A 20,481-nucleotide genomic window follows, 5' to 3' on the forward strand; every position below is an offset into this window, starting at 1 on the left:
TAGAAATTGCTTTGGCTAAGGACGTATAGCTCAGTTGGTTAGAGTACATCGTTGACATCGATGGGGTCACTGGTTCGAATCCAGTTACGTCCATATTTTTATTTGTGTACAGTGACTAATTATTTGTGACTTTACCCATAACTTTGCCGCCATGGCAAGCTTATGCTTCCAATTTAATTCGGCAAAGTTATGCTTCCAGTTTTTCTCTACTGAAAAAACAAGCTGATTAATTATAGAGACACATGGATGCGGTGTCTCTAACCTGTATTGCATTCAAAATAAGCAAGAGTTTCAACAACAATTCAAATCAGACGTAAATTTACAGTCCAAGTTCACGTCTTGTTTTGTCCAACTGTATGAGGGGTAAAAATAATGTGCAAGCTCAATGAAAATTGGTATTAGTATTTACTAATCTGGTTATTCTAAGCCTGGTAAGGTTAGTTGTAGCGCGTTTGTTTGTGGCTGGGTGGCTGGGATAGGAAAGTTTTCCGCTTTATCTGTAGATTTTGGTTTTGGCTGTTGTGGGTGATTTTCTGCGGATAATGCGGATATGTCTACTTCATTGCAGTCTGATGATGTGAGTTCACCACGAAAGGCGCGATGTAGCAGGGTTTGAAATAAATGTTCTGCTTGGCGTTCTGCTTCTCGTTGTTGGGTGCGGATGCGATCGTGTTTTTGGACTATTTGGGCAAATTTTTCTTGGAGTGGGAGAGGGGGAAGAGGGACAGGTAAAGCTTTTAATTGTGTCATATTAATAGTTGCTAAATTAGTTGTTTGCTTTGAACATTGCAAAAAATATAATTTAGTGTATTGAGTTAAAAGTAATTTTGCAAAAAACTCAGGTAATATAATTTTCCTATTTGTTCTTACTCTAAATATATGATTTTGATGTATGCAATTTTCAATTTGACCATGCCAAATTGCACCACGACCTAATTTATCATAATCACCGCCTTCAGTCATTAAAATATCACCTTTTTGAAGCTTTAATTGTTCTACTTCTTGTGGTAAAGCTTCAATTATTTTGATATCTGTTAAATCAAGATAACCATCCTGTACATTTGCAACACGCATATATGGAACTTGAACAGTTTGTTTACCATTAAACTTTTGTCCTTTGGTTACTCCTGAAGCAATATCAGCAACATCATCTAAATTTTTAATACGCCAACCCATCTGATTAGTGATTAAATCACCGAACATTTCCAGAAAGACCGATTGTAGGAAGGTTTCGCTGAGTTGTAGGGAATAACGACGGGTTCGACGCAAGCGATCGCATTTTTCCAATATTGCTGCAATTTGCTTTTGTTCTGGTAATGGTGGGAGAGGGATTTTTAATTTTTGGAGTTTATCAGCAGTTAATTTTGGTTGTGCGCTTCCTGTAATGTAAGGTGTTAAATCAAGTTGATTAAAAAAATAGCATAAAAAGTTAATGTCAGCTTTTTCTGTTACTTTTAAAATATGAGCATGATTATTAACCCAATATTTTCCAACTGCTTTGAAAGCTATAGGAGTTGTCCTCGCTAAAAGATTGGCTCCATCTTCTCCAATTAACAAAGTTTCTTCTTCAAAAATGTAATCATCAATATAATCAATGATACCTGATGCCCCATAATATGGATATTTACCTTTTTTTGTTTGCCTAATAGAACTTTCAATTGGAATACGACGCGAATCCAAGCTAATTGTTATATCTTTGAGATCAACAATCTGCCATTTTTTATATAAGTTCATTCGTTTTATTTGTTAATAAAATGCTTAATCATTAACCATCTAATAATGCCAGGGAATAAATTCCCTGTCTAAAAGCTCAAGTCCGTTAAAACGGACTAAAATAAGATTACCAAAAAATCGGGTTTAATCGCCAAATAAAATTGCCATTATTCCCCAAAAAAACAATCAAATCAACATCCAAATTATATTCAGTCGGTTTCAACCGACTTCAGCTATGAGACAGGGAATTAATTCCCTGGTTCAAATGTAGAATAAGATTACCAAAAAATCGGGTTTAATTGCCAAATAAAATTACCATTCTTCCCCAAAAAAACAATCAAATCAACATCCAAATTATATTTAATCGGTTTCAACCGACTTCAGCTATGAGACAGGGAATTAATTCCCTGGTTCAAATCTAGAATAAGATTACCAAAAAATCGGGTTGAATCGCCAAATAAAATTGCCATTCTTCCCAAAAAAAACAATCAAATCAACATCCAAATTATATTCAGTCGGTTTCAACCGACTTCAGCTATAAGACAGGGAATTAATTCCCTGATTCAAATGTAGAATAAGATTACCAAAAAATCGGGTTGAATCGCCAAATAAAATTGCCATTATTCCCAAAAAAAAACAATCAAATCAACATCCAAATTATATTCAGTCGATTTCAACCGACTTCAGCTATAAGACAGGGAATTAATTCCCTGGTTCAAATCTAGAATAAGATTACCAAAAAATCGGGTTTAATCGCCAAATAAAATTGCCATTATTCCCAAAAAAAAACAATCAAATCAACATCCAAATTATATTCAGTCGGTTTCAACCGACTTCAGCTATGAGACAGGGAATTAATTCCCTGATTCAAATCTAGAATGAGATTACCAAAAAATCGGGTTTAATTGCCAAATAAAATTGCCATTATTCCCCAAAAAAACAATCAAATCAACATCCAAATTATATTCAGTCGGTTTCAACCGACTTCAGCTATGAGACAGGGAATTTATTTCCTGGTTCAAATGTAGAATAAGATTACCAAAAAATCGGGTTGAATTCCAAAATAAAATTGCCATTATTCCCCAAAAAAACAATCAAATCAACATCCAAATTATATTTAGTCGGTTTCAACCGACTTCAGCTATGAGACAGGGAATTAATTCCCTGGCATTTATTAGCATTTATTCTGGCATTTATTCCCCGGCATTTTTGACAATGGATAAACCGATAAATCTATAACAACCTTTCCAATTCTCGCACCTCAGCGCCCATAACATCCTCCAATTTTAACAACCTTTCTAACGTCACCTGGGGAACATCATAAAAAACCTCATCCTGTTCCACCTGACGATAACGACTTGCAGATAAATCATATTTATTCCCCTTTACCTGCGCTTTAGTCACCCAAAATTGACGATTCAATTGATTAATTTCATTTTGCAACGGTGAGATTTTTTCATGTAATAACGCCAACTTTTGTTTATCCATTTCCAAAGCCTGACGAGTTGCTTCATCATCAGCCGGTGCAATGGCATTTTCAAAAGTTAACCGATTAATTTCCTTATGTAATAACAAACGTTCCGCTTTTAAAGGTGCAATTTGCTTTTTCAACTCCGCTAAACGTTCCTCATTTTGTTGAGTAACATCAGCATTAAACCGATTTTTCCAACAGTGCAAAATATCAGGAATATCGTTTTCTGTCACAGGTTGACGCTTATCATCCAGAGAAAAGCCATCATGCTCCATATCATAGAACCAAACGCGGTCAGTCGTTCCCCCACGAGTAAACAGCAGCACCGCCGTAGACACCCCCGCATAAGGTTTAAACACCCCGCTAGGCATAGAAACCACCCCATCCAAGCGATTTTCTTCTATAATCTTTTTGCGAATCTCCACGTGCGCTTTACTAGAACCAAACAGCACCCCATCGGGGACAATAACCGCACATCTCCCCCCCATATCTAAAACCCGCAAAATCAAATGTAGAAATAACAACTCGGATTTTTTGCTTAAACCTGCCAATTTTGGATGTACATCTGCTGCATCAACCGCACCCTTAAAAGGTGGATTCATTAATACTAAATCGAGAGTTTTTTCATCATCAAACCTTTTAGAAAGAGTATCTTTAGCAAAAAACCGGGGCTGTTCAATACCATGCAGCATGAAATTCATAGAACCGATGCGTAACATCGTCATTCCCGAATCATTATCATAAGCTGTAAACGCCTCCGTTTGCAAAAATTCCTGTTGTTCTGGTGTGAGTAAATCACCAACTAAACGTTTATTACCTTGTTCATCAAATAATATTTCTGGACTGGTGTTTTTTTCTAAAATATATTGATAAGCATTAACGGGAAAACCACAAGTACCCGCCGCTAAATCACCAATTCTATCAGTCGGTTTAGGTTCTACCATTTCCACCATCATGCGGATAATATGACGCGGAGTTCTAAACTGTCCATTGCGTCCAGCAATACTTAATTTATTTAATAAATACTCATATAAATCACCCTGAACATCTTGATTTTGTTCAGAGATTTTCATTTCATCAATTGATTTACAAGCTTCAATTAACAAACTGGGTTTATTAATTTTAAATTCCGCAGTTTGCATATACTCACTAAAGGAACTTTGATTTTCATCGGTTTCTTCCTTATTTTCTTCCTTATTTTCTTCCTCATTTTCTTCCTCGTTGTCAGAATTACCCATTTCTTTTAACCAGGGGAAAACTTTATTTTTGACATGATTTAAAGCATCCTCGGCTTTCATCTGTGTCCAATGTCGCCAACGCATTTCTAGGGGTATTTTGGGCTGATAATCTTCTTTACGGCGTTTGGCTTGACGTTCGTTTAAATCTTCGGATTCGTCTAAGCGTTTGAGGAAGAGGAGAAATGAGAATTGTTCGATAGCATCCATTGGGTTGGATAAGCCTCCTGTCCAGAGTTTATCCCACAGGAGGTCTACCTTTGATTTTAAATTGGGGTCGGTTAGCATTTTTAATTAGGGTTTTTGATTTAATGTAGCCGTTTATTTAGTGATTGATTTAGCCATTTATTTTAGCCGTTTATTTTAGCCAGGGAATAAATTCCCCGTCTTATAGCTAAAGTCGGTTAAAACCGACTAATTTTTTTTGAATTTAATCCGTTTTAACGGATTTTAGCTTTTAGCCAGGAAATTTATTTCCTGGTATTCTCATTTTTTTAAGATTAATCCGTTTTAAGGGATTTTAGCTTTTAGTCAGGAAATTTATTTTCTGGTATTTTGGGTTTTGTTTTATTTTCTGGTGGTTTATCTAAATCTGTTTCTTGTTCTAATAATGGAACTGTCGTTTTATTTTGATGATGTTTTTTTTGATTATCTACATATTCAATAGCTTCTTGTAATTGTTTACCTCCTAAAGAAAAAACGCCATATCCTTCTTGCCAAGCAAATTGTTGTGTTTTACCTAAAGTATGATTATAATGGTAAGCACTACTACCTTTTAAAGTTTTCACAAATTCAGCAACAGACAATTTTGGAGGAATAGAAACCACAAAATGAATATGGTCTTCCATTCCACCAATAGCATGAATTATACACCCTAAATGATCTGCCTTCCCAATTAAATAACCATAAAATTTTTCTTCTACATCATTGGTTATTAAAGGCTCGCGTTTTTTCGTAGCCCAAACAACATGATAATACAACCGCCACAAAGCCATAATGAATTTTAAAACAATACTAATAAATGTCTAATTATCTAGCCAGTTTAGTCGGTTTAGCCAGGGAATAAATTCCCTATCTCAAAGCTCAAGTCCGTTGAAACGGACTGAAATTATATTAGCAAAAACTTGAACTAAATTAAAAAACAAAATTTCCACTATTACCCAAAAATCAAAAAAAGAATCACATAAAAACCCAATTAACTTAGTCGGTTTTAACCGACTTTAGCTATTAGACAGGGAATTGATTCCCTGGCTCTGTTATCTCTGTCTCACATGATATTAGCAAAAACTTGAACTAAATTAAAAATAAAATTTCTATTATTACCCAAAAATCAAAAAAAGAATCAGATAAAAACCCAATTTAGTCGGTTTTAACCGACTTTAGCTATTAGACAGGGAATTTATTCCCTGGCTATTAAATCTAACTCAATCAATAGATAAATGAACAAATAAATTTTAAGCCGCTAACAATTCCGTAAACACCAACAAATCATTCACCTCATCATCAGAAAAAAACCTATCAACCGCATTTTTACCAAACCTAGCCAAAGCCCCCTCATACAAATCAGCCACCTCTAACCTCCGCTTTTGTAAAAACACACTCTGCACAGCCCTTAAAAAATTAATTTGATTAGCATTATACTGATGTTTGGCAATAAACTCCTCAAATTGACGCTTCACCACCTCCTCATAATCTGGTATGGCATCCAAATCCAATAAATGCCGCAAAAATGCCAATAAACTATTAGCCTTTAACCCGTAAGCCTTGCGAATATTCGACTCAGAAAGCTGAATATTACCACCTCCTAAACCTTGGCGTAAAGTTCTCTCTAACTCAATCAATTGCCAATCTGTAACCGCTTCACCTTCCTGAATAGCCTTAATAGTAGGATGATTATCTACAATTTCATTTATTTTTTCCTCAACTCGTTTTTTATATTCCTCCACATAAACTTGTTCACCACCTTCACCCACAGTAATAAAACCGCGAGTAGCCACAAAATCAGCTAAATCTAACTCTAAAAAAATACTAGGGCGTTGTCGCCGATTTTTCATTTCTTCAGCTAAATCATTTATTATCTGATTCAATTCTTTCACCGTTGCATTATTCAATCGTGAAGATAAACACAACTTAATTGCATTTTGTTTTCGTTTATCTTGATGGACAAAATCAGGTAAACGACTCACATCTTCAGCAATAGATTGTACAGTATCCGGTTTTGCCCCTTCCGTTTGAATTTCTAATTTTAATCGTTCAATTTTACTTGTAAAAGTTGCTGCTGCTATCTCCACACCTGGCACAAATCGCAAAAGAGGGGCAAGTTTAAACCGTAGTAACTTTAATTTATCTTTAGTAATGTAATTCCAAAATAAATCTGTCCAAACTTCTGCAATATCCACCATCTTCTTTTTGACAGTAAATGAATCTGTCGGAATTTGGGTTATTTGTTCCCGCAAACTTGCAATTATCGTTTGACATTCTGGTGATTCTTGGTCATGTAAATATAACTCCAGCAAATCCAAACGAGTGTTAAAAATGCGTTGAAGTACAGGAATAGTTTGGGCTACTTCTGTTTGTACTTTAGCTTCAAATTCATTTTCCCAAAAATCAATAATTAAAAATTCCTGCTTTGTCCGATTTGGCAACCATTCCAACTTTTTACAAGCCTTTTGATTTCTTGTACCTCGTCCAATCATCTGCCATAATTTTATCTGTGATTGAACAGGTTTCATAAACACCAAATTCATTATTTCTGGTACATCTACCCCAGTATCTAGCATATCCACAGAAATAGCAATGCGGGGCATATCCTCTTTTTTAAAATTCCCTGTTAGTTTGCCTTTATATTCTGTTTTATGGGTAATTACGCGCACCAAATCAGAATATTGTGGATACATTTCTTCAAAAGTTTCACATAGCCGTAAAGCGTGTTTTTGAGTCAATGCAAATACAATTGTTTTCGCTGGTAGTTGCCCTGATTCATCTTTATGGCAAACTTCCATAATTTCTTCCCACTGCTTGCGGAGAGTGTCTTTATTACTCACCTTTTTTTCTAAATCTGTACCTGAAAAATCAATATCATCTGGATCATGTCCTTGTGCTATCAATATATTCTGTTCTTCTTCGGAAAGTTTCGCGCCTTTAATACCTTCACTTTGAAATTTAGTTTGTGCTTGATAAAGACTAAAATCAACTAAATTCTTCTCTTCAATTGCTTGTTTATAGGTGTAGAGAAAAGTAGGAATACCATCAAAACAATGAAAAGTATTAAATGTATTCCTATCAATAAAACCTGCGGGTGTGGCAGTTAAACCAATCATCCGCCCATCAAAATATTCCATTACCTCTTGAAAGAGATTGAAAATAGAACGATGTGCTTCATCAAAAATAATTAAATCAAAAAAAGCTGGACTAAATTTTTTATAGGAATTTCTCAAAGTCTTTTCCACAACTACATACAGCCGTTTAGTTTTATCTATGTTGTAGCTGAAAATTCTGTCGCATGGTTCATGGGGTATATGTTCCATAAAACCATCTTCCAACGCTTGCTTGACTAAATTATCCCTATCAGCAACAAATAAGATTTTCCGACTTTGATTAGCTTTTAAAAATAAATCAATAATCGCCATTGCGGTGCGGGTTTTTCCTGTTCCCGTAGCCATTACCAACAAAGTACGGCGTTTTCCTTCATCAAATGTTTCACAAACCCGACGAATAGCTTCCTGTTGATAATCTCTCCCAGCAATTTGGGTATTAATTGGTAATGAACTTAACGCAATTTTATTTTGACGAATATACAATAAATTTTCTAAATCTGATGGCGAAAAAAAGCCAGCCACCTGCCGTTTTGCAGAATTTCCCACATCCCAAAAATAAATTTCCTCCCCATTCGTCATAAAGGCAAAAGGGCGGAAACTTTGATGTTTTTCTATTTCTTTAACGTAGTATTCTACCTGTGTTTGGGCAATTTTAGGATTACTGCTTTGGCGTTTGGCTTCCACCACTGCTATAACTTCCCCATTGGGTTGATACAAGCAATAATCAGTAACACCGTTCCAAGGTTCGGCATTATAACCATCCACAGGAATTTCTAACCCCACTTGGTTGGAGTCTTTGATGTTCCATCCTGCTAGGGTTAAAGCGGGGTCTATTAATTGTGTCCTAGTGTTGGCTTCATTCGCTGACATTACAGCATCCTTTAGTACATTCTGCTTTGCAGAGTATTACTGTGTTTATATTTGGATATACCGTAACAGTATAGTATGCTTTTTAGCGTTAGCCAACGGGAATTATGTAAAAGGCTATCACTAATACTGTGAGTGTTTTCTCTCACAGAACTAGAAACCTGGTGAAGGTTGTTGAGTTTTTGGTATTGGTTGTTCAGGGGGAACTACAAACCGAAAGCGATGAGGATTTTTATCCTGCTCAATCTCGTCTTTCATGTCTCTAGCCCAACTACCATTACCTCCCATGAGACATCAGCGTATCCAAGCCCCAGATGGATTCCTATATTTAGTATAAATGTTCGCTACCAGATGATATGTACACACATTCACTCATTAGACCTCTCCGGAAATATGGTAGAGACGTTCCGGGAAATATGGTAGAGACGTTCCGGGAAATATGGTAGAGACGTTCCGGGAAATATGGTAGAGACGTTCCGGGAAATATGGTAGAGACGTTCCGGGAAATATGGTAGAGACGTTCCGGGAAATATGGTAGAGACGTTCCGGGAAATATGGTAGAGACGTTCCGGGAAATATGGTAGAGACGTTCCGGCGGAACGTCTCTACAAGGGTTTCAAACCACGCACATTTAATTACCGGAGATGTCTATTTAGTGCAAGCCTTAGTGTTGTGTCCAAGAAATCATGTTTATAATCCATTTGTAACTTGCGGCAAGCTTATGCTTCCAATTTTGACTTACGGCAAAGTTATGCTTCCAGTTGGTAAAAATGGTGTGCGATCTCGCCCAACGCAAAATTAGGGGTGACAGCAGATGGCGCGGCAAAGTTATGCTTCCAGTCTCAATTACCTTCTGCCTCCTGCCTTCGTCCTCCTGCCTCCTTAAATTCTTATGACTCCTGAATTCTTGCATATAATTTATACTTAATTGCATATTTACAATTGCTTACAGGGAAACTGTCATGTTAATGCTACTCTTTTGTGTTAGTAAAGAATTATACGCTATTGAAAGTTCCTGCGTAGTAGAAGTTATCCCCAGAGTCGGCTTGAGAACAGTACATCATGTCCCGGAATATGTAGCTGGTTTATTTAATTACAGGGGAAAAATAGTACCAGTAATTGATTTGTGTCATTTAATTCGTGGTACATCTAGCCGTTTTTGTTTAAGCACGCGTATTATTATGGTTAGTTACCCTCGTCAAGATCATGGGTGTCAACACCTGGGTTTAATAGCAGAACGAATTACAGAAACCTTGAACAGACCAGAAACAGATTTTGTAGACTCTGGTATTCGCATTAAAGAAGCCCCATATTTAGGGGGAATGCTAATGGATGAAAAAGGAATTATTCAGCGTATTCATTTAGAACAATTGTTTGCTGATGTTGAAAATACATACTTATTAACAGCAGGAGAAAGTTATATTAATGATATGGTCAAAAATTGAAAATCTCTTATGTCGTCAAATCGGCTTTGATGCGAATATTATTGGTACTCGCAAAATTGTTAAAGCCGTAGAAAATCGCTGTTTGATATGCAGGGTAAATGTAGATGATTATTTACATATTTTAACCAAATCAAGTCAAGAATTTGATGAATTAGTTGAATTGCTTGTTGTTCCCGAAACCTGGTTTTTTCGAGATACTCAAACTTATGATGCTTTCGCCAAATATGTCCGTTCTCAATGGTTAAATAAATTTTCTAATAGCAAATTTCGCTTATTAAGCGTTCCCTGTTCCACTGGTGAAGAACCTTATTCTTTAGCTATGACATTATTGGATCTGGGTTTATTACCTAATCAGTTTCATATTGATGCAGTTGATATTAGTAAAAATGCTTTGTCTAAAGCTAGAAAAGCAGTTTATAGCCGTAATTCTTTCCGGGGTCATAATTTAGAATTTCAAAATCGCTATTTTACATCTACAGATAAAGGTTATCAATTGTCTGAAAAGGTGAAAAATACGGTTAATTTGAGTCAAGGTAATTTACTTGAGGCCAATTTGTTATTAGATAGAATACATTATGATATAATATTTTGTCGGAATGTTTTAATTTATTTTGATAGTTCTGGTCGCAAAAACACATTAAAAAATTTACACCGCTTATTGAAAAATCAAGGACTGTTATTTGTCGGTGCATCAGAAACAGGAGAATTAGCTAATTTAGGTTTTGATATAATTCGCTTGAATAGTGTATTTGTAGGACAGAAAAAAACCGAAATTCCAGAAAACCTTAAAAATACTAATTTAAATTATCCGGCTTATGTAATTCCCCAATCTAAAATTTTAGTAGAAAGTTATCAAATTAATAAACCCCAAATTGCACCAAATACAGAAAAGGTAAAGAAAATCCAACCATTGCTAGAAATACAAGATTGTCATCTAGACTCAATTCGTATTTTAGCAGATCAAGGGAATTTAACAGCAGCTATATCCCAATGTCAAAACTATATATATCAACATTCCACCAGTGCAGAAGCATATCTTTTGCTTGGTGAAGTTTATCAAGCACAAGGATTAGAATTACAAGCAGAAGAGTGTTTTCAAAAAGCAGTTTATCTTGATCCAAAAAATTCCCAGGCTTTACTACATTTAGCTTTACTCAAAGAACAACAAGGAAATCAGGAAAAAGCAAATATTTTACGTCAAAGATGGCAACGTTTACAACAATTGTGAAATAATCAATCACCAACAGCTATTTTTTTAACATAAATATCAGCAAGGAGGAGTGATGCTAAAAAGCTTAAGCTTACAAGTGCGTTTGATCGGTGGATTTTTATTTATTGGTTTAATTGTATTAATCGTGGCTTTAGTGGGCTGGAGTGTGAATGCACGCCTCAGTAATGCCATCAATGTTTTGAGTACAAATACTATTCCCAGTATTTCAGGGTTGTGGAAAATTAATGAAGGACAAACCCAGATAGAATCTTCAGAACGGGCTTTACTAAAAGACCACCTCAACCTAGCACAAAGAAATGCTCAAGTAACAAGAATAAAAAAAGCATGGGAACAAATTGATGAGGGATTTAAGGAATACGAAGCAACAGAGAAAACTGATGAAGAAAAGAAATTATATGCTCAATTCCAGAATGTTTGGGATGAGTGGAAAAAGAATCATGAAACATTGATGGAAATGAATCAACAGTTTCAAAGCATGGGTATTCTTAGTCCACTTGCTAGGGAACTAGAATTAATTAAATCAAATCAAGCCAATAGTCCAGAAATAGAATTAGTTAGAAGAGCAAATGCTTCTTTATCACAATTAAGACAAAAAGGACTGGGTAATCGCCCTTTATTTGAAGCAGCCACAAAATTACTAATTGAAAATATCCACATCAATGAAAAAGTTGGTATGGAAACTTATAAACAAGCACAAAAAGATGCTGCATCTGGTTCCTTTTTGTTGTTACTGGCTTTGGTAATTGGTCCAGTGACTGCCATTGTCTTTGGATATGCTTTTAGTAAACCAATTGTCCAAAAGGTGGAAGAATTAGTTAAAGTTTCTAAGTCTATAGCTAATAGTAGTTCTTCTACACAGATGCAATCATCTGAAGGACAAGATGAAATAGGTAAACTACAAACTGCTTTTTACACAGTCGCATCTAAGATTGGTGAGTTGGTGAATATTTCCCAGAAGATATCTAGTGGAGATTTAACAACACAAATTCAGCAAGCAGAAGGAACAGATGAAATTGGCAAATTGCAAAATGCCTTTTACACCATGAACAAGGATTTAAACGCCTTGATTCGACGTATTCAACAATCAGGAGTACAAATTACCACTTCTAGTACACAAATTGCTGCTTCTGGAAAACAATTAGAAGCAACAGTTACAGAACAATTAGCTTCTACAAATGAAGTGGCTGCTACTGCTCAAGAAATTGCTGCTACTTCCAGAAATTTAGTGAAAATGATGGATCAAGTGGCAGATATGACAAAACTAACTGCTGCTGGTGCAAGTGAAAGCCGTGATGAATTGCAAAAAATGGAAGATACCATGCGGCAATTAACAGAAGCGACAAATTCTATTACTTCCAAATTAGGAATAATGAATAAAAAAGCCAGCAATATTAATAATGTCGTAGTGACAATTACAAAAGTTGCTGATCAAACCAGTATTTTGTCATTAAACGCAGCTATAGAAGCGGAAAAAGCGGGAGAATATGGGGCGGGATTTGCGGTAGTAGCGCGAGAAATTCGGCGGTTAGCAAATCAAACTGCTGTCGCAACTTTGGAAATTGAGCAAATTGTTAAAGATATGCAATCGGCTGTTTCCGTGGGTGTAATGGAAATGGATAAGTTCAACAATTCTGTGAATAATAGTGTTGAACAAGTGAATAAAATTAGTAACCAAATTGGTAAAGTTATCAATCAAGTCCAAAGCTTACCGCCGCAATTTATTCAGGTAAGTGAAAGTATGGAAGAACAGTCTCAGGGTGCTGCACAAATTAGCGAAGCAATGGAGCAATTAACGGAGGCTTCTGGGCAAACAGTTGATGCTTTACGAGAGACTAATGGTGCTTTGGAGCAATTAGAAGAAGCAGCCCAATCATTACGAGAAGAAATTTCCCATTTTCATGTTAAAAATTGAGCAGAAAAAAGGTAATGCTCATGAAAGAAGATAACGATATCAATATAGAACAGCCAATTTTCAATGATTGCTGGAATAAAATTGGTGTAATGGGCGATCGCTCTTGTGGCGAATTAGCAGCCGTCATCCATTGCTATGAATGTGCAGTTTACGCCGCAGTAGGCGATAGTCTTTTAGAAAGAGAACCAGCAGCAGATTATCTAGAAGACTGGATGAAAATTCTCGAAGAAACATCTGCTATTCCTGATATTTACGACAGTAATGAAGCAGTTATTCGCACGAATGAAGCAATTTCTATTATTATATTTCGCCTGGGAAATGAGAGATTAGCCTTACCAGTAAGAATGCTGCAAGAAGTTACCCATCCTTGCGTTATTCAACCGCTACCTCATCGCAGCAACGAATTATTTTTAGGTTTGGTAAACATTCGTGGAGAAACCCTACTTTGTGCTTCTCTCCAGTCTCTTTTACATATTCAACCAACTGAGGAAAATGTCAACAAAAAACTAAGTTCAAAGACTAATTCCACAGTTAAACTGATTAATATTCAACGTATGATTGTAGCCGGACAAGGAGAAGATAAATGGGTGTTTCCAGTAGATGAAGTACATGGAATTTTCCGCTTTCATCTCAACGAATTACAAGATGCACCCGTTGTTATTACCAAATCGGAAGAAGGTTATACCAGAGGAATAGTTTATTGGGAAGGTAAAAAAGTAAATTATCTTGATTCTGATTTATTGTTTTACACACTTAATCACAAGATTTTGTAATTAGTCATTAGTCATTAGTCATTAGTCATTGGGTTATTAACTTCCCCCTGCTCCCTGCTCCCCTACTTATTAACTGTCATCTACTCATGAGCAACTACACCATATTAGAACTGTTTCGTCAGGAAGTGGAAACTAATGTTGCTATCCTGAAACAATGTCTTCCTGTATTGAAAACTCAGCCGTTCTCAATGAATGAAATTGAGCAAGCAATACAAGCGGCTCATTCCTTGTGGGGAACAACCAGCATTGTAGAAATGGAAGCAGCTGCCAACTTAGTGCAGTTAATAAAAGATTGCTTAATTGCTGTTCAGAAACAAAGCATTACCTTGGAGATCGAAGAAATTGATACTTTACTTCATGCCAGTGATTTGCTCTTGAATATGAGTAAAGCGGCTGAAGGTAGTTTAGATAAATGGATGACAGATCACGCTTGGGATTGGAACACTACTCAGAAAAGCATTGCTAATTTAGCGACTAGGGAACAGGTAACAGGTGATAGGGAACAGGTGACAGCTGATAGAGAACAGGTAACAGATCATTATGTTTCGCCTGTCGAACTTCCAGCGATGAGTGGTAATGGTGATTCGATGATGGATTTATTCCGATTGGAGGCAGAAGCGCAAGTTACCATTTTGAATAATGGATTGCTGGCCATAGAAAACAAGCCCCAATCAGCACAAGAATTAGAAGCTTTGATGCGGGCGGCTCATTCTATCAAAGGTGCGGCGAGAATTGTTGGCTTAGATGGGGTGGTAGAATTAGCGCACGTGATGGAAGATTGTTTTGTAGCTGCCCAAGGCAAAACCATTATTTTAACTCCCGATGATGTAGATGTGCTATTGCAAGGGGTGGACTTACTGCAAAGTATTAGTCAATTAAATGATGCAGAATTACCAGGTTGGTTAGGACTACATCAAGTTGATTTTACGAATATCCGTGATGATGTGGCGGCAATTTTGCAACCGGAAGGTAAAAAACAGAAAGCACACACTGATTTTGACACGGATGCACGGATAGTTAATCCCCAAACACCAATCCCCAAACACCAATCCCTAGTAAAGAGTCCCCAATCACCAATCACCAATCACCAGTCACCAGTTACTACTCGTGGGGTGGAAAATATTGCCAACAATCAAGATCGTGTGGTGCGGGTAAGTGCTGATAATTTAAATCGGATTATGGGTTTAGCGGGGGAATCATTAATTGAGGCTAACTGGTTACAACCTTTTGCAGATTCGATGATGTCGCTCAAATCTCGGATGGTGGAAATTGCCCGCAGTTTGGAACAGTTGCAGGAATCTCTTGATCAGAATTTATATGAGCAAGAGGGGAAAGAATATTTAGCACAAGCGCGACACCAAAAACAGGAATGTCTTGATTATATAGGCGATCGCTTGAATGAATTAGAGTTATATGTGCGTCGTACTGCTAGTTTATCAGATCGTCTTTATCGGGAAGTAATTAATTCTCACATGAGACCTTTTGAAGATGGTTTACAAAGTTTTCCTCGCATGATTCGGGATTTGGCACGGAACTTAAATAAAAAGGTAAAATTAGAAATTATTGGTAAATCTACACCTGTTGATCGAGATATTCTCAAAAAATTAGAAGCACCTTTAACCCATATTCTCAGAAATGCTGTCGATCATGGCATTGAACTTCCAGAAGAACGCCTTTCCTCTGGTAAATCTCCTGAAGGTACAATTCGTTTAGAAGCCTTTCATCGTGGGGGAATGTTAGCAATTACTATCAGCGATGATGGCAAAGGTATAAATCGGGAACAGTTGCGCCAGAAAATCATCAATAAGAATTTAGTAACACCAGATATGGCTGTCCAACTCTCAGATGCAGAGTTGATAGAATTTCTATTTTTACCTGGTTTCTCGACAGCACAACAGTTAACAGAAATTTCTGGACGGGGTGTAGGTTTGGATATTGCCAAAAGTATGGCACAGGAAGTAGGGGGAACTGTACGTGCAACTTCCCAAGCTGGAAAAGGGACAAGTTTTCATTTTCAACTTCCCCTCACTTTGTCGGTAGTCAGAACACTATTAGTAGAAATTTCTGATAAACCCTATGCTATTCCTTTAGCGCGAATTGATCAAATCGTAACTTTGGAAAGGTCAGAAATTACTGATGTAGAAAATCGTCAATATTTCACAATGAATAACCAAAATATTGGTTTAATTGCTGCCCATCAGGTGTTAGAATTACCAGCCGTAAAACAGCAAATTGGCTCAATTTCTATTGTTGTCATTAGTGACCAAAATAGTACCTATGGCTTAGTAGTAGATAAGTTTTTAGGTGAGAGAGATTTGGTTGTTAGACCGCTAGATCCGCGTTTGGGGAAAGTTCCAGATATTAGTGCTACTGCTTTATTAGGAGATGGTTCACCCATTTTGATAGTTGATATTTCCGATATTGTGCGTTCTATGGATGCCATCCTCAAAGGAGGAAAGTTATCTAAGGTGATGATGCAAGCTGAATTAGAAACTATAAATCAACGCCGCAAAATTTTGGTAGTAGATGATTCTATTACTGTCCGAGAAATGGAACGCAAATTATTAGAAAATCGTGGTTATCAAGTAGATACGGCTGTTAATGGTGTGGAAGGATGGAATGCGGTACGAACTAATCAATATGATTTGGTAGTTAGTGATATTGATATGCCCAGGATGAATGGAATTGAATTAGTTAAGCAAATCAAAAGTAATCCTCGTTTAAATTACTTACCTGTGATTATTATTTCTTATCGTGACAGGGAAGAAGATAGAATTCAGGGTTTAGAAGCTGGTGCAGATTATTACTTGACAAAAAGTAGTTTTCATGATGACACCTTGATTAATGCGGTGATTGATTTAATTGGTCAGTAGTCATTAGTTATTAGTCATTAATTAGTTGTCAGTTGGAAAAGGCAAAAGGCAAAAGGCAAGAGTTGTTAATTTTGAATTTTGAATTTATTTATCCCCAGTCCCCAATCCCCAATCCCCAATCCCCAATCCCCAATCCCCTATATGAAAATCGCCATTGTCAATGATACATTAGTCGCATTAAATACCCTACGGCGGATTATCCAAGCTGTACCATATTATCAATTAATTTGGACGGCTAAAAATGGTCATGAAGCTATTAGTAAATGTCAGGTAAATCCTCCTGATTTAATATTAATGGATTTGGTGATGCCAATGATGGATGGGGTAGAAGCAACCCACCAGATTATGAAAAATTCACCTTGTGCAATTCTTATTGTTACTAAAAATACACAAGATAATATTTCTAAAGTTTATGCAGCAATGGGTTACGGGGCTTTAGATGCGGTTGATACTCCAGTTATAGATACAGAAAACTTTCCCGAAATGACTGATAAGTTACTGGGGAAAATAGCGAGAATTGCTAAGTTAATCAAGACAAGTTCCGTACCCAGCAAAATCAAGTTAGAATCTCAAAATAAACTATTGACATCTATGCAAATAGTAGCAATTGGTTCTTCCACTGGTGGACCAAAAGCACTGGCAGCTATTTTATCAAAACTACCAGCTAATTTTAATGCTGCGATCGCTATTGTGCAGCACGTTGATGGCAATTTTTCCAGCGGTTTTGCTGACTGGTTAAACCAGCAAACACCCTTACCAGTTAGATTAGCCGTACCAGGCGATCGCTTACAAAAAGGCATCGTTTTAGTAGCGGGAACAAATGATCATCTCTATTTAAAACCAGATTTAACATTAGCGTATACCAAAAATCCTCTTGATTATCCTTATCGTCCTTCTGTTGATGTATTTTTCAAAAGTCTTGGCCAACATTGGAAAAATAAAGGAACGGGAATTTTACTTACAGGGATGGGTAAAGATGGTGCAGAAGGGTTAAATGCTTTAAAAATCCAAGGTTGGCATACCATTGCCCAAAATCAAGAAAGTTGCATTGTGTACGGAATGCCCAAAGCTGCTGTAGAGTTGAATGCTGCTGTTCAGATATTGTCTTTGGAATCTATTGCAGCGAACTTATTACAAACTTTTGCCATCAAATCACATAGGAGTTAAAATTATAAAACAACTATTACTAACATGAAACAATTTAAGCATTTAAGCACTAAATTTCAATTACAAATAATACTCTTGCTTGTCAGCTTTGGCTCAATTTTTATGGTTGGCTGTTTAGGCTTAAGTTGGGCAAGAGAATCTCTAAAAACACAAATTTTTAATCAATTAACTAGTGTTAGAAATTCTAAATCTTACCAGATAGAATTTTATTTTCAAACCCTGCGTCACCATGTAGAAACTCTATCTGAAGATAGAATGATTGTAGAAGCCATGATTGAATTGGCTCAGGCTTTTAAAGACATTAAAAAACAAAGTATTTCCCCAGAATGGGATAATAAAAACAGTAGTTTTTATCAAAATGAATTTTTACCCCGCCTTAGGAAATCCTTCTTGAAAGAACTTGATTTATCGGCATATAAACCATCTACTAACGTAGCTCGTTATTTACAATATCATTATTTAGCCAATAATCCCTATCCAGTAGGTAAAAAGGATCAACTCCTAGCCGCAGCAGATGGAAGTGAGTATAGTAAGATTCATGGTAAATATCATCAACTATTTCAAAATCTGATTAAAAAATTTGGTTATTATGATTTCTTCTTGATTGATTCTTATACTAATGAGATTGTTTATACAGTTTATAAAGAAACTGATTTTGGTGCAAGTTTAAATACAGGTAAACTGGCAGAAAGTAACTTTGCTAAATTAGTAAATACAGTTAAAGAAAATCCAAATCGGGGTGTAGTTCATATAGTAGATTATCAACCTTATCAAGCATCTTACATGGCTCCTGCTGCTTTTGTTGCTGCACCTATTTACAACGGTGAAAATTTGGTAGGTATCCTAGCAATCCAATTACCTATAGATCAAATTAACCGAGTTTTGACTAGTAATAAAAACTGGCAAAATGATGGTTTAGGAAATACCGGTGAAACCTATATGATAGGTGATGATTTATTCATGCGTTCAAATTCCCGCCTTTTACTAGAAGATAGGCAAGCTTATATCAATATCTTAAAAACACAGGGGATATCAGATGATACTATCGGTTTAGTAGAACAGCTAGAAACTTCAATTTTCTTGCAAAAAATTAATACAGAAGCTGCTAAATTAGCTATTAAAAAACAATCAGGTACACTGATTATTGAGCAAAATTATCAAGGTAAAACCGTTCTTAGTTCTTACGCACCTTTGAAAATTGAAGGTATAAATTGGGCGATTATTTCCGAAAAAGATTTATCTGAAGCATATCAACCCATTTATAATTTACAACAAGTATTATTAATGGCTACTGCAATTTTATCATTAATAGTTGCTCTTTTAGCTAATTTTATTGCCAATCAGTTTGTTAAACCTATTGAAGAATTAGTCAAGGTCTCCAAAACCATAGCTAATAGGGACTATGACCAACAGCAAGCTGAAGAGAAAAATGAAATAGTTAAACTACAAACGGCTTTTCAAACAGTCGCCCATAAAATTTCCGAATTAGTGAATATTTCCCAAAAAATTGCCGATGGTGATTTAACTACACCAATTGAATTATCAGAAATTAAAGATGAAATTAGCAAACTCCAAAATGCTTTTTATATGATGAATAAAGATTTAAATTCCTTAATTTTTAGTATTCAAAACTCAGGCGTAAAAATTACAACCTCCAGTACACAAATTGCCGCTTCTGGTAAACAATTAGAAGCAACAGTTACCGAACAATTAGCATCTACAAATGAAGTGGCTGCTACTGCTCAAGAAATTGCTGCTACCTCCAGATATTTACTCAACATGATCAACAAAGTCCAAGATATAACTAAAATGACATCCACTGCCGCTAGTCAAAGCAGAGATGAATTACAAGCAATGAAAATTACTATGCAGCAGTTGATAGACGCTACCAATTCTCTCACTTCTAAATTAGATATTATGAATAAAAAAGCTAGTAATATTAATAACGTCGTAGTCACAATTAATAAATTTGCTACTCAAACAGATATTTTATCATTAAATGCAGCCATAGAAGCAGAAAAAGCAGGTCAATATGGTGCAGGTTTCGCAGTGGTAGCGGGAGAAATTCGGCGTTTAGCAAATCAAACTGCGATCGCTACTTTAGAAATAGACCAAATCGTTAAAGATATGCAAACAGCAGTTTATGTAGGTGTAATGGAAATGGATAAATTTACTAACTCAGTTAATAATAGTGCGAAACAAGTGAATTTAATTAGTAATCAAATTGGTAAAGTTATTAATCAAGTTGAAAGCTTACCACCACAGTTTGAACAAGTCTGTGAAAGTATGGAAGAACAGTCTCAAGGAGCAATACAAATTAGTGAAGCCATGTCACAATTAAGCGAAGCTTATGAGCAAACAGTTGATGCACTGCGAGAAACTAATAATGCTTTAGAAGAATTAGAAGATGCAGCACAATTATTAAAAGCAGAAACTTCTCGATTTCAAGTTTCAGGGAATGGGGAATAGGTGACAGA

11 protein-coding genes and 1 tRNA gene are annotated in these 20,481 nt (G+C 36.0%); 8 read left to right on the forward strand and 4 right to left on the reverse strand.

Annotated features, from left to right (window positions below; translation table 11 throughout):
• Window positions 1–19 precede the first annotated feature (19 nt).
• A tRNA-Val gene (locus H6G06_RS00560) sits at window positions 20–93 on the forward strand.
• Between the two features lie 324 nt (window positions 94–417).
• Here H6G06_RS00560 and H6G06_RS00565 read toward each other — a convergent pair.
• The 4 genes from H6G06_RS00565 to H6G06_RS00580 form a co-directional block, all read right to left on the reverse strand.
• Window positions 418–1,734, reverse strand: a complete 1,317-nt coding sequence (locus H6G06_RS00565) for a restriction endonuclease subunit S (protein ID WP_190556053.1) — start codon at window positions 1,732–1,734, stop codon at window positions 418–420.
• 1,212 nt (window positions 1,735–2,946) lie between these two features.
• Window positions 2,947–4,707, reverse strand: coding sequence for a type I restriction-modification system subunit M (locus H6G06_RS00570; protein WP_190556055.1), 1,761 nt, complete (start codon window positions 4,705–4,707; stop codon window positions 2,947–2,949).
• A gap of 239 nt (window positions 4,708–4,946) precedes the next feature.
• Window positions 4,947–5,414 (reverse strand): IS200/IS605 family transposase, encoded by a 468-nt coding sequence (gene tnpA, locus H6G06_RS00575; RefSeq protein WP_190556057.1) that lies wholly within the window; start codon window positions 5,412–5,414, stop codon window positions 4,947–4,949.
• A gap of 459 nt (window positions 5,415–5,873) precedes the next feature.
• Window positions 5,874–8,606 (reverse strand): type I restriction endonuclease subunit R, encoded by a 2,733-nt coding sequence (locus H6G06_RS00580; protein WP_190556059.1) that lies wholly within the window; start codon window positions 8,604–8,606, stop codon window positions 5,874–5,876.
• Between the two features lie 959 nt (window positions 8,607–9,565).
• Between H6G06_RS00580 and H6G06_RS00585 the strand changes: the two genes are divergently transcribed.
• The 7 genes from H6G06_RS00585 (at window position 9,566) to H6G06_RS27160 (ending at window position 20,473) form a co-directional block, all read left to right on the forward strand.
• A complete protein-coding gene (locus H6G06_RS00585; RefSeq protein ID WP_190556061.1) occupies window positions 9,566–10,048 on the forward strand; it encodes a chemotaxis protein CheW in 483 nt (160 codons plus the stop codon).
• Window positions 10,029–11,276 (forward strand): CheR family methyltransferase, encoded by a 1,248-nt coding sequence (locus tag H6G06_RS00590; protein WP_190556063.1) that lies wholly within the window; start codon window positions 10,029–10,031, stop codon window positions 11,274–11,276. The genes H6G06_RS00585 and H6G06_RS00590 overlap by 20 nt, the downstream gene beginning before the upstream one ends.
• 55 nt (window positions 11,277–11,331) lie before the next feature.
• Window positions 11,332–13,191, forward strand: a complete 1,860-nt coding sequence (locus H6G06_RS00595) for a HAMP domain-containing methyl-accepting chemotaxis protein (RefSeq protein WP_190556065.1) — start codon at window positions 11,332–11,334, stop codon at window positions 13,189–13,191.
• Between the two features lie 20 nt (window positions 13,192–13,211).
• On the forward strand, window positions 13,212–13,964 hold the full coding sequence (locus tag H6G06_RS00600; protein WP_242039560.1) for a chemotaxis protein CheW: 753 nt from the start codon (window positions 13,212–13,214) through the stop codon (window positions 13,962–13,964).
• A gap of 86 nt (window positions 13,965–14,050) precedes the next feature.
• Window positions 14,051–16,837 (forward strand): hybrid sensor histidine kinase/response regulator, encoded by a 2,787-nt coding sequence (locus H6G06_RS00605; RefSeq protein WP_190556069.1) that lies wholly within the window; start codon window positions 14,051–14,053, stop codon window positions 16,835–16,837.
• Between the two features lie 141 nt (window positions 16,838–16,978).
• Window positions 16,979–18,004, forward strand: coding sequence for a chemotaxis response regulator protein-glutamate methylesterase (cheB, locus tag H6G06_RS00610; RefSeq protein ID WP_190556071.1), 1,026 nt, complete (start codon window positions 16,979–16,981; stop codon window positions 18,002–18,004).
• Window positions 18,005–18,028: 24 nt separating this feature from the next.
• A complete protein-coding gene (locus H6G06_RS27160) occupies window positions 18,029–20,473 on the forward strand; it encodes a methyl-accepting chemotaxis protein (protein WP_242039561.1) in 2,445 nt (814 codons plus the stop codon).
• Window positions 20,474–20,481: the final 8 nt, after the last annotated feature.

This window comes from Anabaena sphaerica FACHB-251 (genome assembly GCF_014696825.1).
Taxonomy (GTDB): Bacteria; Cyanobacteriota; Cyanobacteriia; order Cyanobacteriales; family Nostocaceae; genus RDYJ01.